Origin of the sequence: Desmonostoc muscorum LEGE 12446 (assembly GCF_015207005.2) — a bacterium.
Taxonomy (GTDB): domain Bacteria; phylum Cyanobacteriota; class Cyanobacteriia; order Cyanobacteriales; family Nostocaceae; genus Nostoc; species Nostoc muscorum.
The window spans coordinates 4,123,826-4,139,303 of record NZ_JADEXS020000001.1 but is presented as its reverse complement, the minus strand read 5'-3'; the positions used below and the strand labels follow the sequence as shown (position 1 = coordinate 4,139,303).

The following is a 15,478-nucleotide window of genomic DNA, read 5'->3' as shown; positions in this document are numbered from 1 at the left end:
TCTGGATTATTTTTAAATTTTTGCTATTCCCTCAGTTCTACTCTTCATCTTTCATTGCTAGCAGGACTAACAAACCAAGCAGAAATGCACAAATGCCGGAAAAAAGTTGTAACCCTATCCCCAAATTAGGTTGGGTTGCTGCGCCAGCTAAAACTACAACTGCGCCAATTCCAGTGCCAAAGCTTAACCATTTTAAACGGGAATTACCCGTGATAAATATGATTAGTACTGGAGGAACGATCGCCAATGGTAATATTAGTACAACTTGAAGTAGAAGATTACTAGTATGAATAGCTTGATTCAGACTCCATAAACCACCAACAAGCGTCATCATTACTCCACAAATCAACTTATAGCTGCCAAAAATTCCCCAGATAGTTAGCCCAGAACCTATTCCAACCGGAATTAGCCAATCACGATTTTTCGTCAGCCGTTCGGTTATTGTTTGCACAATGTCAGGAGGTAAAGAAACTACAGGAAATGGAGGGTGGACTTTTTTCCAAGCAAGTTCCACAGCCTTACCAGCGTCTAACAGCAGTACTTCATTAGCCTTACCAGCGTCTAACACCTGTATTCCATTTACAGGGCGTGCTGATTCTTTGATGATATTGATTACCTCATCAGCAGAGTTATGAAAAAAGTTATAAAAGGGTGATTCTTTCAAAACCGCTTTCACAAGGGCTGCAACACCTGAAACATGGGCTGCGGCTTGACTTGTCCCCTGACAGGCAATTGGTGTGAATCCTACCGGGAGATTTAAAACTATTTGCACAATACCTGAGTACAAATCGTTGATAGTGTCTGTACATTTGTTATTACTCGTTGAACCGCCCGGTGCGTAGATATCTACCCAATCACCACCATCGTTAGAATATGATGCTCTGCTACCGTTGCGATCGTAGGCAGCGACTCCGATAACATGCTCATAGCTAGCAGGATAAGGACGATAAGATGAGGTATTTATACTGAGATTCCCTGCTGCTGCTACAATAACAACGCCTTTATTATGGGCATAGTCAACAGCCTTTTTAATCAGGCAACTATTTTGTTTACCTGCAAGACTCAAATTAATCACATCTGCCCCATTATCAACGGCAACTCTAATTGCAGCCGCAATATCTAAAGGATGAGCATTTCCATCATTATCAAGAACCCTCAAAGGCATAAGAGCAGATTCATAAGCTATGCCAGCAACCCCCAATCTGTTGTTAGTGGATTGGGCTATAGTCCCGGAAATGTGAGTTCCATGGCCATCTTGATCTTGAAAATCTTCCTTATTGAAAATCTGCTGATTATCTACAAAATCATAACCAGGTAAAATTTTTGTGAGGTTAAAGTCTGCCTGGGGATTGATGCCAGAATCTAACACAGCTACTTTGACACCTTCACCTCTAGTTATTGCCCAAGCTTTTTCTACATTAATACCAGGCGATGTTTCTTGCAGATTCCACTGTAGAGGATAGTATAAATCATTTGGCGATACTGAGGCTTTTTGATAGATATAATTTGGTTCAATACACTCAGTATATTGCTTGAAATTAATGCTATTTTGGAGTTGATTCAGTAAGTTTAAACCACCTTTAATGAGATAAACATTGTCCTTCCTCAAAAACTTACTTATTTGTGGTTTTTCTTGAGTAGGAAATACTGAAAATAATTGTTGAACCCAACTTTCAATGTCAATGTTAGCAGGCAATTTGCGTTCGTCGAAATCGGCCAATATTTCCTGAAAATATTCCTGATTAATTTCGGGAAACTTTTCCTGAGGGCTAGAAACTAACTGTTGGGCATTACCCAGGATTTGCAAATAAATGACCAAGCAAATACCCAAGATAAATACACCCAGATACCGCATGATTTTTATCAACATATGTTGTTCAGTACCTTCTAAGACTCTATGAAATTTTCAATAATAAAAGCTTCTTGGACTGTCAAGTTATCACAAGTAATTTCGATAATCAATTTGTCACCTATGTTAGCTGTAAAACCAGGTATTTGCAGCGATTTTGAGGAAATATTTGACTTAAATTTGTGGATGGATTCACCTGTATTGGATAGAAAAGCAAGTGTTAAGTTAGCTGGCAAATAAGGTTGTTTATTAGCTGGCTTGACTTGCACTAAAATACCTATTTTTTGCTCTCTATTGGGTGTAATAGTAACCAGTATTACTACTTGATTTTTACCTATGTCAATTTGCTTAGCTCTTTGAAAATTTGATTCTTGAAAACGGGTATTAGCTGCTTGATAAGTATGCTCGTAATTAGTTTGCAGTCTACCTAAAACTTCCTCTACATGTTGCCAAACGATATCAAAAACACCTGAAAGCGATTGACTCAAAATTACTGGAATTGGTTTAGAAATTTCATCAATCAATTCTTCGAGCGATCGCAATTCGCTAAGATGCACAACTCCGGCGACTGCTGTAGGAGAAAAGCCCAACAATTGCACTTTGTCTAAGCGATCGCTAAACTGAACTGCTAGGTAGCCAATCCGGTCTTCAGCTACTTCATCTGGTACAGCAAAGGCTGTTTCTCCAGGTAAAACGGGGCGAGATTCTAATTTTCCTCTACCAGGAATTACCAAATCTGCAACATCCAAGCGACTACGCACAACCGGATGCCAACTGTCACCTTGATTTAAATCTGTTTCGATTTGTAGCCATTGCAAATATCTATGAACTGCATAGACAGCTAGCGTATTCAAATAAACTTGCTTACTTTTCTCAGGTGTGGCTTGTTCTGTTGCAAACTGACCTGCAAAGCGATGTGCTTCCCTAACAATTGGAATTTCAATCATCGGTAGTTCTTTAATATTCATAACTCTTCATTCCCTGAGTATCCTAAGTTTTCCAGAATTTCTTGAAGGAGAGGTTTACATATTCTTGTCCAGTGAGATTTAAGGGTTTGTTCATTTATCCCCAAATCCCTACTGATGCGAGAATATCTCTGTGCTGGATCTTGTAATAGCAATCTTTTACTGAGTACTTGGCAATTACAATCAGGAAATTTACGCGGGTGACAACTCCTCAATTTTTCTTGAGGATCTTGTTGAATATAATCTTCAAATTCTGCAAAAATACGTTGTATTTTCTGGTGTTCTAATCGCTTGACAAAAGCATCAAGACCATTTAATGTAGGAGTTTGATAACCTGTTTCTGATATTTCATCAAGCAAAGTCTTACCATCTTCACTATCACTGTTAAATGGTTGATAAATACTGATTTGTGGATGAGAATTATTAGGTAAATATAAGTCTCTAATTCGCCAGCAAAGATAACCATTAATCCATGTTTTCAAACCTTCTTTAATGGTGAGGTGAGGGGGCGGTTCAAAGTCACAAATGTTTTTAATCACCCATTCCCAGGTTTTATCTAAAGCTTCTAAATACAGCGGATGAGAAGATCGTAGTAATCCTGGTAGCTGTTGCAGTTGTATCAGTAATCGATTAATATTTGCTGGATTTGAATTTTCACAAATATTGGCAATCATTGTTTGCAATTGTTCATCTGTGAGCTTCATCACTCTTTTTTTTAGAACTGGTGTTAATGGCATCCGTTCTAGTTGCAAGGCTGCACAGCCAAGTTTGTAAGCAAATTTGTATGATTCCCCAGCACCCAGACCACAATAAAAAGCTCGTATAAATGTAATTGCCGCTTGATCGGTAACTGCTCCGTTCATACCGATCGCAAAATCGATATGCTTGCTAATGGCCTTGGCTTGAATTTCCGAATGACAAGCGTTTAGGATTACGCATTCCAGAAAATCTTTAAAGATTTTTAAGAAATTTGCTAATGCTTCGGCATCTACTAGTTGGATCTTGCCATTTTTATCTTCTAAAATTAAATTTCCGTCTGCTGTCCCGTGCGAACAAAAATGAACAATTTGCGGTCTGTAACGCAGGATGGCTTGGAAAACATCTTCTAGACGCACTGCGACTTTGCAACACAGGTGAAATCGGTGGCGGTTACTAGAAAGCTGTAGTGCCGCTTCGACTTCACGAATTTCTTCATCTAGGCGTAGTTGTGATGTGCCTATTGGGTTGGCGGCTAGGATGAGTATTGTTTTCACCGGAATGTGGCTGCTGGTCATGCGTGCGATCGCTATCTGTGGAATTAGCCTGATAATAGAGTTGTCGCCCCGTCACTTTTGTCACCTAAAAACATTGCAATCTAAAGGTTTTAGGTTACGAAGAACTTATTTAGCGACCCATCTATTTAGTAATCAGATATAAAGCAGAAATCGATGAAATGCCTCATTATAGAAATAAAAAAAGGCTAGGAAGTATTTATTCCTAGCCTCTGATTTATTGTGCTTTAAGAGCAACTATTTGTGAGTAAAAAGAATTGCCCGTTGACCTTTTACTATCGACAACCCAAACTATCTCGCGTTGACACACCCGTAACCGGATTGACGCCATCGGCTCTTTCACACAATAGCGAAACTTGATAGCGGTCAATTAAAGCATCGCTAAAATCAGCGCCAGTGACATCAGCATCATAAAAACGGCTGCGGGTTAAAGTTGCTTCTGTAAATATGGCATTTTTCAGGTTAGCACCATCCAAAGTCACGCGATCGACTAAAGCGCCGGTCAGATTCGCGCCTTCCAGATTTGCTTTTAATAAAACTCCTTTAGTAAGAATTGCGTTGGTTAAATTGGCTCCTTGAAAATTTGTCCCTCGCATTTCTGCTGATACAAAAGTTACACCTGCCAAATCAGCATGAGAAAAGTCACGATTTTCTAAATTTATACTGTTGTAGTTGATTGTGTTTAGTTGAGCAAAAGCAGGTTTTGGATTAAGTACAATCCACAAAAAGGCTAGTATCAAAATCACAATCAAACCCAAAAAGCGGAATAAAATCTTTTTCATAACTTTAATATTTGTCTTTTGTCATTTGTCCTCTTTTACAAAGTCTGAGCAGAAGAAACCTCCGCTCAGACTTTGCGCTTTGTTAATTAACAATGACCAATGACCAATGACCAATGACCAATGACTATTTCCAATCTTTACCAATGCGAATTGTGAGGTCAGATTCTAAATCACCAATAGCCGCCACCTCAATTTGACCCAAGCCTAAGACTTGTTGCAAATCAGCCCCTACTCGTCGGTTGCCTTTTTGGACAACAATCTGAGTTTGACGTTGGGTATCTGGCCAATCAGGTACTTTGTAAATATTAGTAAAGCCTTTCTGTTTGAGATAAGCAATAACTTTTTCAGTTAGCTGAGGTTGATTGGAAGCATTTTGAATAGCAATTTTGAGGTTAGGAACCTGGCGCATATCTGGTTTTAAACCAGGTACATTTACCCCAACATAATCATTCAACAGGCTTTGTTGTCCGGTCATGTTCAGCCAATAGCTATCAGGGTCTTTGCTAAAGCGGCTGAATGTACCAGGCAAAACGGTCATTTGGAAGTTATCTCGATCTAAGTTCAGACCGAAGTTCACCAACGCCATCATTTCTTCCATCTTCAGGTTGGTGTCAAAGTATTTTCGCATCAGGCGAGTTAATTGAGGCAACCTGGGTAAAAGGGTGGGGCTATTGAGGCGTTGCAGCAAGGCTGCGATGAGTGCTTGTTGACGCTGCACTCTCGGCAAATCTCCCAAACCTGGTTCGCGGAACCGAATAAACTGTTCTGCTTGTTCGCCGTTGAGGGTTTGCCAGCCACTAACCAAATTAATCGACAGCCGACTGCTGGAGTCTTTATATTCCATTGATTGGGGAACAAAGACTTCTACTCCGCCTAATTGATCGACTAACTGGCGTAAACCACTAGTAGAAATGCGGATATAGCGATCGATTGGGGCATTATTTAAAGTACGGCTAACTACCCGTGCAGCCAAGACTGGGCCGCCTTGGGCATTGGCATCAGATACCTTAGTTAAACCCTTTTCTCCCTTTTCTGGGATGGCGATCATTGTATCTCTAGGAATCGAAAGCACCCGTACAGATTTTTCACTAGGGTTGAGCCTTACCATCAGCATAGAGTCGCTTTTACCAGCAAAGCTTTCTGGTGAACCATCAACAGTACCGCTGACTGGTTCAATCCCCATAATGAGGATATTCATCGGCCGTGAAAGCTTGTACTGGGAGAGTTTGCTCCATAACTCGCCCGGTAATGGAATTTTTTGCTCGTCCTTACCAGCAGTTCCTAAATCTTCATCTGTTCGGTCTAAATTGCTCCATAATGGAGTCCACAGCGCTAACGTTGACACCAGTAGCCCAGATAAAATCATGCCGATAACAATCGTCATGAACCACAACAGCCATCGAGGCATGGTTAAGCCCAATCTCTCATAAAGCTGATTAGGAATTGCACCCACAGATTCGACGACGCTACGGTTCGTATTTGCTGGCTGGTTGAGTTCTACCTCCTCCTGGGGGTCTGCCACTGGTGCAGGTGTTGCTTGATTTTCCGGATATTGAAGTTGCTGCGATCGCACTTCTGTTTCAAACTCTGCTAACTGTTGAGATGTGACCTGATTTTCCGACCATTCGACTTGTTTTATCACGATTATCTCCCCACTGAACCACTCCCTAAAAGTATGTTAATGCAAGCTACAAATATTGCCAGTGGAAAAGCTCACTGTAAACTTGTAATGTTCTTCAGTAGACGTGTATGACAACATGAATACTTTATTGTTCCCTGTAATCCTTGCTGGTGGTAAAGGCGAACGTTTTTGGCCTTTAAGTCGGCGAGACCGACCCAAACAATTTTTAAGTCTTGATGGTAGCTCTAGAAGCTTATTACAAGCAACCGCCGATCGGTTGTTAAAACTCGCTGGCGGGTGGGATTCCTTGTGGGTAATCACTTCTAGTCAGATAGCTGAAGGGGTACGACAACAATTACCCGATCTACCATCTCAAAACTTACTAATCGAGTCAGAAGGAAGAGACACCGCCGCAGCCGTTGCTTGGACAAGTTTAGAAATCAAACAGCGCTATGGAGAAGACGCTGTTATTGGCTTTTTCCCTGCTGACCACTGGATTGCCGACCAAGAGGCGTTTGCACACACGTTAAACGCGGCTACGCAATTGGCTACAAGCACAGAAGCCATCGTCACACTGGGGATCAAGCCTACTTTTCCATCAACCGGTTACGGTTACATTGAACAAGGTGAAAAAATAGGTAGCTTTAATGAGTTGCCAGCTTATCACGTCAACCGCTTTACTGAAAAGCCCAACCGTGAAATAGCAGAAACTTTTTTATCTACGGGACGTTTTAGCTGGAATAGTGGCATGTTCGTCTTTCGGGCGGGGGTTGTTCTTAAGGAACTACATACCCATGCTCCAGAAATCATCGAACCTTTAGAACAACACGGACCTGATGTCTATCCCCAGTTACCTAAGAAGAGTATAGACTATGCGCTCATGGAAAAGACAAGTCTAGCATACGTTTTGCCTGTTGACTTTGGTTGGGATGATTTAGGAGATTGGAACGCGATCGAGCGCTTACTGAAAACAGAAGAGACTCCAAATGTGGAACTTGCTACCCATGTAGGGCTGGATACTCAGGGGGCAATTATTTATGCCTCAAATCCAGAAGATGTAGTTGTTACTATTGGTTTAGAGGATGTAGTGATTGTGCGCGATCGCAATGTCACCCTCGTTGTGAAAAAAGAACGTACCCAAGAAATCAAGCAGATCCTGAAAATTCTCCAAAGCGATTCCCGATTTACCGACCTGCTGTAAAAGTTAAAACCCCTGGCAGAGGCTAAAAAGCCTATTTTCTGATTATAACTTGAATGTCGAAAAAGGGAGTATTGGGGATTGGGGATTGGGAATTGGTATTTGAAAACTCTTCCCCAGTCCCCAGTCCCCAGTCCCCAGTCCCTACTCCCCACTCCCCACTCCCCACATCCCAAAATGTTCCTAACCCAAACTGTTCCCCGTCAACGAGAAATTATTGAAGTCTTCCTTCGCAATGGCTGGGACTATATGCGAAGGTTACTGACTGGTGGTAAAGCTGATGAACCCCAGCTACCGACACCTGCGGTTTTAAAAAATATTTTGGTAGATTTAGGCCCTGTCTATGTCAAACTTGGTCAGCTACTCTCCACCCGTCCAGATTTACTGAGCGCCGCCTACATTGATGAACTGTCAACTCTCCAAGATGAGGTACCGCCAGTTCCCTGGTCGGAGATAGAATTAATCATCCGCAAGTCTCTAAAACGCCCACTGGCAGAAACCTTCAGCACAATTAACCCTGTGCCAGTAGCAGCGGGATCGATCGCCCAGACGCATCGAGCTACATTAATAGACGGTCGAGAAGTCGCGCTGAAAGTGCAGCGTCCGGGAATTGATGTGACTGTTGCCCAAGATATTGCTTTAATTCAAGGTATTGCCGATTTAGTGGCGCGTACTGATTTTGGGCAAACCTACGAAATCAAATCCATCGCCGAAGAATTTACCAAAGCTCTGGAAGCTGAGTTAGATTTCACACGGGAAGCAGGTTTTACAGACCAACTACGGCGCAATTTATCCAGTAGTCGCTGGTTTGATGCCAAACAAATAGTAGTTGCGGAAATTTATTGGGATTTAACCACAGAAAAATTACTGGTGATGGAATGGTTGGATGGGGTGCCGTTCCTGTCGGCGGATTTGGACAGCAATGATAATGGTAAAGATCCTGCCGTAGAGCGTAAAGAAATAACTACTTTGTTATTTCGGGCATTTTTTCAGCAACTATATATAGATGGCTTTTTTCATGCCGATCCCCATCCGGGTAACTTGTTTTATCTCAAAGATGGTCGCGTTGCCCTTTTGGACTGTGGGATGGTGGGACGACTCGATCCGCGCACACAGCAGATATTAACAGAAATGTTGTTGGCGATCGTAGATTTAGATGCTCAAAGGTGCGCTCAGTTAACTTTGCAGTTAGCAGATTCGGCTCAGCCAGTAATTCTGTCGCGGTTAGAAAATGATTATGACCGGATGCTGCGAAAGTATTATAATGTCAGCTTGACTGAGATAAATTTCAGTCAAATAATTTACGAAATATTGCAAGTTGCCCGTAACAATAAAATTCGTTTACCGAGCAACATGGGTTTGTATGCCAAAACCTTGGCAAACTTAGAAGGGGTGGCGCGTACTTTCAATCCAGAAGTGAATTTATTGGATGAAATTAAGCCATTAATTACAGACTTGTTTCGTCGGCAGTTATTGGGGGATAATCCAGTGCGATCGCTCCTCAGAACAGCCTTAGATATTAAAAGCTTGTCCCTGCAATCTCCCCGGCAAATTGAACTATTATTAGACCGAGTTACCTCCGAAACCCTACAGTGGAATTTATCGCTGCGAGGCTTAGATGGCGTGCGGCGGACTATGGACGACGCTGCTAACCGATTGTCTTTTAGCATATTGGTGGGTTCACTAATTATGGGAGCAGCAATTATTACCACCAGAACGCAGACAGCGCAGCTATCTTTTTTAAGCAGTATTCTGTTTGCAGCGGCGAGTTTATTGGGTTTGTGGCTAATTATTAGTACATTGCGATCGGGACGTTTACGGTAAAATTTATGCTTTTTGGCTGAATAATTCCCAATTTGGGAACTTATGATTACTAAACGCGAGTTTGATTATTTTGAACTAAAGATGAACACAGATAATTTATAGCGATTTTCATGTGAATGAGGTACACGGTAGGGGCGCACAGCTGTGCGCCCCTACAAAATGTCTGTATTCTACGCAATTGCAAACTACTATATCTGTGTTGATCTGTGTTTAAGCTAATCTGCATTTAAATGCCAAACGATAAATCGCTAATCACTTGACAAAAAAAGTCTTTTTTAATTTTGACTTTTGAAATGGTTCTCTGTAGTTCTAATAAAAAAAATATGTCAATCATCATTGTTGAAAAGCTAAGCAAATCTTATCCTGTAGCGGTAAAAAATTCTGGTATTAAAGGTACAATCAACCACTTTTTTCGCCGTACCTACCGCACAATAAAAGCAGTTGAGGATGTTTCCTTTGAAATTGCTCCTGGTGAAGTGGTGGGGTTTTTGGGACCGAATGGTGCTGGTAAAACCACCACACTCAAAATGCTCACGGGGCTGATTCATCCTTCGGGCGGTACAGTCAAAGTAGCTGGACAAGTTCCCTTTCGGCGCCAAGAAGCATTTTTGCAAAAAATTACCTTGGTAATGGGACAAAAGCAGCAGCTAATTTGGGACTTACCAGCCCTGGATTCTTTAAAAATTAATGCTGCTGTGTACAATATCTCCGATAAAGAATTCCAGCGGCGGGTGGGAGAATTAACAGAGATGCTTTCCCTAGAGGGCAAACTTACCCAACCAGTGCGGAAGTTGTCTTTGGGTGAACGGATGAAGGCGGAACTATTGGCAGCACTTTTGCACCGTCCCCAGGTATTATTTCTAGATGAACCAACGCTAGGACTAGATGTAAATGCTCAAGCCGCGGTACGCGACTTCTTGCGTGAGTACAATCAACGTTATCAAGCTACAGTACTGTTAACAAGTCATTACATGGCTGACATCACAGCTTTGTGTCAACGGGTGCTGTTGATTCACCAAGGAAGCCTGATGTATGACGGTAGCTTAGATGGACTCTTGGAACGTTTTGCTCCTTACCGCGAAGTCGATATCGAATTAGCCCAACCTCTACCCATAGAAAAACTTATGACCTATGGTGATGTGCAAGTATTAGAAGGACGAACAGTGCGTTTTCTGGTGCCACGAGAGGGGCTCACCCGCACCGTATCTAAGATTTTGGCTGATTTAGAGGTAATTGATTTAACAGTAACTGAACCGCCTGTAGAACAAGTGATTGGGCAAGTTTTTCAGGCGGGGGTTGTGGAGTAGAGACGCGATTAATCGCGTCTGTACAAGAATTCTGAGTTCTGAGTGCTGGGTAATTTTTGTTGCGGGAAGTGAATAAATGAAGCGGATAATTAGAAAAGCCTTAACTTTCCTCTCAGTATACTATGCCTATATGGTTGAGTATCGAGCAGAACTAATTTTATGGGTTTTGGCTGGAACTTTGCCGATTATCCTTATGGGTGTCTGGATACAAGCAGCCCAAGGTGGGCAGTTTGGGCTATCACCTGTAGATTTTGCTCGTTACTTCATCACAGTTTTCATTGTCAGGCAATTTACCGTCGCTTGGGTAATTTGGGACTTTGAAAGAGAGGTAGTAGAAGGCAAACTTTCGCCCAGGTTGCTACAACCACTCGATCCAGTATGGCATCATATTGCAGGGCATATTTCTGAAAGATTTGCCCGCTTAAGCTTCGCTTTTTTATTAGTGGGATTATTTTTTATTCTTTATCCTCAAGCTTTTTGGTTACCAAGCTTAAGTCAATTTTTGCTGTTTGCATTGGCGGTGTCACTAGCTTTTACTTTGCGGTTTATTATTCAGTACACCTTTGCTATGTTCGCCTTTTGGACAGAACGCGCTAGTGCTTTAGAAAATTTCTGGTTGTTGTTTTATCTATTTTTATCTGGTTTGATAGCACCTTTAGAGGTTTTTCCAGAACCTATGCAGAAAATAGTGATGTTTACACCTTTTCCCTATTTGATTGATTTTCCTGTGAGTATTTTGGTAGGGCTACCTGTAAATGTATGGCAAGGATTTTTCTCAATGGTGGGTTGGATATTAATATTTTTGGGTGCCAATCGCTTGCTTTGGCGTGCAGGTTTGAAGCGGTATTCTGGGATGGGAGCTTAAATTTCAGAATTCAAAATTCTGAATTCTGAATCAAGAGTATAGGTGATTGGGATCAGCACATAGAAGCAGCACTAAATTATAGGTCAATACGGTTCAGTTAAGGTTAAAACTCTTTGCCAAATTCAATTTTTTGAACGAACCGCCAAGGACGCCAAGGACGCAAAAAAAAGAAAGAAATGCTTAACTGAACTGTATTGAATTATAGGTATGGTGTCGTGTTTCACCGTTTATTTATCTGCGAGTCGGACTTTGAATTCTGACTCTTCAATTCTGAATTCTGACAGCTTTCAGGTGCAAGACTGATTAATTGCTTGGTGCTAATGTCTGCTGCTTTAGCCATAGAAGAGTAGATGAATACTGTAGTATTTTATGGCTAAAGGGTAAATATTATAAATTACTTGGTATTGTCTTAAATTTATCAACTGTTCCCAAGGAATAATCTTCTAATTTAAAATCAGCAAATGGTTTTTTTTCTAATCTATTCCGTAGAGCTTCATCTATAATTACACCTGTTGATTCTGTTTTTACACCAATGATTATAATACTTCTTTGATATCTAGTTAAGTCCTGATGTGCTTGACAATCAGTTCGTTGAAATTGACCCAGATTTAATAAACGATAACGTTTAATGCTTGGTCGATTAATAAATAATTTTTTTACTAAAACTTGTATTTGTAAGGAACGTTCTAACGCTACACGTTGTTGAAATCGTATATTATTTTTGCAAGAAGTTGTACCTACAGAGATAATCTCATTAGGTTCTTCCATTATATTTTGTATACCTTCTTGTTCTAGGTTCAATTTTAAAAGGTTAAGGCTAATAATTTGATCGTTATGTTTAATTTGAAAATTGCTGCCTACAACCCATTTATATTGTAATGATAAAACAGCTATGTTAAATTTCGCAATTCTCCCCTGACTATCTCTACCTTCTTTATAGGGAAAATAATCAATATTACCTTTTGTTTCTGGAAGTTGTCCGGAATTTGGTATCAAAGTAATTTTTGATGTCTGCGTCGCTAAAGCCACTATACTAAGTAATCCTAATGCCACTAACAGTGCTGCAAAAAGTGGCAGTAGCGGTACTTTTTCTGTTTCTTTATCTGAATTTGAGGAAGTTTGAGTAATTGCTGATGGTAATTCTTCAGCTTTAAAATTATTTAATGAATCGAAATTTGAAGCAGTGGTTACTGTTAGTTGTATTTCTATTTCTTCTAGACGCTGCAAAATTTCTTGGGCATTGGTGGGACGTTTTTCTACATCCGGTGCGATGAGCCAATCAATTAAATTTAATAGTAAGGGTGAGATATCGATCGCATGATCATGCCAGTGCAATAAATTTTGCTGGACATCATACATATCTAAGGGATGGTTTCCCGTCAGCAAAAACACAAAGGTGCGTCCCAAGGCAAAGAAATCTGATTGGGGTACACCTTGACCATTCATTTGTTCTGGGGCACTGTAGCCAGATGACATCAGCGCTGTCATTTGGGGGCTGTCGCTGATTTCGTCTGGGTGGGTTTTGGTGATTTCATTGGCGCTGCCAAAATCAATGATTACTAATTGCCCATCAGGTTTAATCATAATATTAGATGGCTTGATATCTCGATGTAGATATTGTTTGCCATGCACTAAATCCAAAATTTCTGTTAACTGTTTTAACCAAGCGATCGCTTGTTCTTGAGAAATCGGGCAATTGTGCTGCTGGAACCACTCTTCTAAGTTGTACCCGTCGATTTTTTCCATTGCAATGCAATGCAACACTAAACCATTTCGGGTTTGATATTGGAAGTAACTATCTTCCTTGGGAATGCCGGGATGGTTCAGTTTAAGAAGGACAGTTAACTCTTGCTGAAATAGTTCTACTGCTTGGGGATCACTTGATAATTCTTCTTTGAGTACCTTGAGGATTTTGGGGGTATCTTGTTCGTATGCCTCATAAACTTTACTAAAACCTGTTTTGTCACTCAACAGAGACTTCACCCGATAACGCCCTAGCAATTCCAGATGAGAACCACAACTTTGACAAAAACGGTTTTGATGATTATTTGGGTGATTTGGTTTGGGGCAAAGGGGATTGATACAAAGGCTCATGGGTGGGGAGTGGGGAGTGGGGAGTGGGGGCAGGGGGCAGGGGGCAGGGGAGGCAGGGGAGGCAGGGGGAGATGAGGGAGTGTGGGGAGATTATAAAAAAGCTTCCCACCCCTTCCACCCTTCCCACATTCCCAATGCCTAATGCCCGATGCCCGATACTCCATGCCCTTAAACATCGCTCATCTTAATTCTTCTGTTCCCGTGGGATAATCCCGTGTAATAATCATGAGATTTTTATCAAAACAGAATTCAGGAGTCAGGAGCCAGAATTCAGAATTGAATTCTGTGTGACTGGCGGTAGCGAGTATTCGAGCGTCGCGTCTTGATTCTGACCGGAGGCGGAGCGTCTCCGGCTCCGCTCCTGAATTCTGACTTCTGAATTCTTCTTCAACTGTGTTCTGCCAAGAATGCTGCTACGGTTTGGTTAAATGGCTCTGGTTGTGTCAAAAATGGCCAATGATTGCCAGGAACTTGGCATATGCGTAAGTTTTTCAGATAGGTTTTGTAGGGTTGGATTTGCCAATTTTGGCGGTTGAGTCCTTGCTCTGGCTGGATGAAGAGGGCGGGGGTGTCAAGGGGAATTGTAAAACCGGGCACTTGCATTACTGCTTCAAAAATTCCGTCACGGGCGGGAATAGTAAATTTGCTCCCCCAGCTACCATCGGGTTTTTGTTCAATTCCTGCTTGGAAGACTTGCTGCTGTAGAGGACTCCATCCTTGATATTGCTTTAATTGCCGTGCTTGTTGTTCGGCTTGTTCTTGGCTGGTAAAGGGACCCATGCTTTTGAGAAAAGGCAAGAAGCGATACAGCATGGGAAAAGTTAGTCTGAAAAAGCTGGGCATTTTCCAGATGAAAATTGGATCGATCAAAATCATACTTCGTAAACGCTTTGGGTTTTGTCTTGCCCAAATGGCGGCTAATTTGCCTGTCCAGGAGTGACTGACAATATGGGCAAAAGTCCATCCGAGATGATCCATGAGTGCTTCCAGGTCTGCGATCGCACTTTCAAAGCTATAATCTTTCTCTGGCTTACTACTTTCGCCATGTCCACGCATATCTGGCGCAACTATGTGGTAATCTGCCGCCAAGTAATCTCCCAAATTAGACCACACCAAAGCATGGTCGCCTAAACCATGTAATAACAGTAAAGGTTCTTGACCTTGATTCCACTCTAAATAAGAAAGTTGGATATCAGGTTTTGATAAAGTTTGACGTACAGCTATCATTGCACATCCACCTGTGGAGAGATATCTTTGCGTTTATATGGTACTGCGAAAGGGGAGTTGGGAGTGGGGGAGATGAGGGGGATGAGGGGGATGAGGGAGAGTTAAAACTAAAAGTTTCAAGTTCAAAGGTGCAACTTCCAGGTTCAAAGGTGCAACTTCCAGGTTCAAAGGTGCAATTTCCAGGCTCAAAGGTGCAACTTCCAAGCTCAAAAGTGCAACTTTCGAGTTCAAAGCCTCAACGTTCAAGCTCAAAGGTGCAACTTTCGAGTTCAAAGCCTCAAAGTTCATGCTCAGAGGTTCAACGTCGAGCTTCAAAGCCTCAAAGTTCATGCTCAGAGGTTCAACGTCGAGCTTCAAAGCCTCAAAGTTCATGCTCAGAGGTTCAACGTCGAGCTTCAAAGCCTCAAGGTTCATACTCAGAGGTTCAACGTCGAGCTTCAAAACCTCAAACTCCCATCCCCCTCATCCCCCTTAT

Annotated in this window: 12 protein-coding genes; 4 read left to right on the top strand and 8 right to left on the bottom strand. The window is 41.7% G+C overall.

Annotation, left to right across the window (positions count from 1 at the left end):
• Positions 1-37: 37 nt before the first annotated feature.
• From IQ276_RS17725 to IQ276_RS17705, 5 genes are all read right to left on the bottom strand, one after another.
• A complete protein-coding gene (locus IQ276_RS17725; protein WP_235115751.1) occupies positions 38-1,855 on the bottom strand; it encodes a S8 family peptidase in 1,818 nt (605 codons plus the stop codon).
• A 32-nt stretch (positions 1,856-1,887) separates the two neighbouring features.
• Positions 1,888-2,817, bottom strand: a complete 930-nt coding sequence (locus tag IQ276_RS17720) for a DUF1822 family protein (RefSeq protein ID WP_193915030.1) — start codon at positions 2,815-2,817, stop codon at positions 1,888-1,890.
• A complete protein-coding gene (locus IQ276_RS17715; protein WP_193915028.1) occupies positions 2,814-4,088 on the bottom strand; it encodes a CHAT domain-containing protein in 1,275 nt (424 codons plus the stop codon). Before IQ276_RS17715 ends, IQ276_RS17720 begins: the two co-directional genes overlap by 4 nt.
• A 272-nt stretch (positions 4,089-4,360) precedes the next feature.
• Positions 4,361-4,867, bottom strand: a complete 507-nt coding sequence (locus IQ276_RS17710) for a pentapeptide repeat-containing protein (protein ID WP_190880950.1) — start codon at positions 4,865-4,867, stop codon at positions 4,361-4,363.
• A gap of 124 nt (positions 4,868-4,991) precedes the next feature.
• Positions 4,992-6,509 (bottom strand): LCP family protein, encoded by a 1,518-nt coding sequence (locus IQ276_RS17705; protein WP_193915026.1) that lies wholly within the window; start codon positions 6,507-6,509, stop codon positions 4,992-4,994.
• Positions 6,510-6,624: 115 nt separating this feature from the next.
• On the opposite strand from IQ276_RS17705, the gene IQ276_RS17700 reads away from it, so the two are divergent.
• The 4 genes from IQ276_RS17700 (at position 6,625) to IQ276_RS17685 (ending at position 11,682) form a co-directional block, all read left to right on the top strand.
• Positions 6,625-7,689, top strand: a complete 1,065-nt coding sequence (locus IQ276_RS17700; protein WP_190880948.1) for a mannose-1-phosphate guanylyltransferase — start codon at positions 6,625-6,627, stop codon at positions 7,687-7,689.
• A gap of 174 nt (positions 7,690-7,863) precedes the next feature.
• On the top strand, positions 7,864-9,510 hold the full coding sequence (locus tag IQ276_RS17695; RefSeq protein WP_221709009.1) for an ABC1 kinase family protein: 1,647 nt from the start codon (positions 7,864-7,866) through the stop codon (positions 9,508-9,510).
• A gap of 323 nt (positions 9,511-9,833) precedes the next feature.
• Entirely contained in the window at positions 9,834-10,817 is a 984-nt protein-coding gene (locus IQ276_RS17690) for an ABC transporter ATP-binding protein (RefSeq protein WP_193921861.1), read from the top strand.
• Between the two features lie 76 nt (positions 10,818-10,893).
• Positions 10,894-11,682, top strand: coding sequence for an ABC transporter permease (locus tag IQ276_RS17685; RefSeq protein ID WP_193921860.1), 789 nt, complete (start codon positions 10,894-10,896; stop codon positions 11,680-11,682).
• 387 nt (positions 11,683-12,069) lie between these two features.
• Here the strand turns inward: IQ276_RS17685 and IQ276_RS17680 are convergent, their stop codons facing one another.
• The 3 genes from IQ276_RS17680 to IQ276_RS17670 form a co-directional block, all read right to left on the bottom strand.
• Positions 12,070-13,776: a serine/threonine-protein kinase gene (locus IQ276_RS17680; protein WP_193921863.1), complete on the bottom strand. Its 1,707-nt coding sequence runs from the start codon at positions 13,774-13,776 to the stop codon at positions 12,070-12,072.
• Positions 13,777-14,163: 387 nt separating this feature from the next.
• Positions 14,164-15,003, bottom strand: a complete 840-nt coding sequence (locus IQ276_RS17675; protein ID WP_235115750.1) for an alpha/beta fold hydrolase — start codon at positions 15,001-15,003, stop codon at positions 14,164-14,166.
• Positions 15,004-15,036: 33 nt separating this feature from the next.
• On the bottom strand, positions 15,037-15,444 hold the full coding sequence (locus tag IQ276_RS17670; protein WP_235115749.1) for a hypothetical protein: 408 nt from the start codon (positions 15,442-15,444) through the stop codon (positions 15,037-15,039).
• Positions 15,445-15,478: the final 34 nt, after the last annotated feature.

Coding starts and splice junctions, on each gene's coding strand:
- IQ276_RS17675 (WP_235115750.1), bottom strand. CDS start 15,003: ATGATAGCTGTACGTCAAACTTTATCAAAACCTGATATCCAACTTTCT.
- IQ276_RS17725 (WP_235115751.1), bottom strand. CDS start 1,855: ATGCGGTATCTGGGTGTATTTATCTTGGGTATTTGCTTGGTCATTTAT.
- IQ276_RS17710 (WP_190880950.1), bottom strand. CDS start 4,867: ATGAAAAAGATTTTATTCCGCTTTTTGGGTTTGATTGTGATTTTGATA.
- IQ276_RS17685 (WP_193921860.1), top strand. CDS start 10,894: ATGAAGCGGATAATTAGAAAAGCCTTAACTTTCCTCTCAGTATACTAT.
- IQ276_RS17715 (WP_193915028.1), bottom strand. CDS start 4,088: ATGACCAGCAGCCACATTCCGGTGAAAACAATACTCATCCTAGCCGCC.
- IQ276_RS17700 (WP_190880948.1), top strand. CDS start 6,625: ATGAATACTTTATTGTTCCCTGTAATCCTTGCTGGTGGTAAAGGCGAA.
- IQ276_RS17680 (WP_193921863.1), bottom strand. CDS start 13,776: ATGAGCCTTTGTATCAATCCCCTTTGCCCCAAACCAAATCACCCAAAT.
- IQ276_RS17695 (WP_221709009.1), top strand. CDS start 7,864: ATGTTCCTAACCCAAACTGTTCCCCGTCAACGAGAAATTATTGAAGTC.
- IQ276_RS17690 (WP_193921861.1), top strand. CDS start 9,834: ATGTCAATCATCATTGTTGAAAAGCTAAGCAAATCTTATCCTGTAGCG.
- IQ276_RS17720 (WP_193915030.1), bottom strand. CDS start 2,817: ATGAATATTAAAGAACTACCGATGATTGAAATTCCAATTGTTAGGGAA.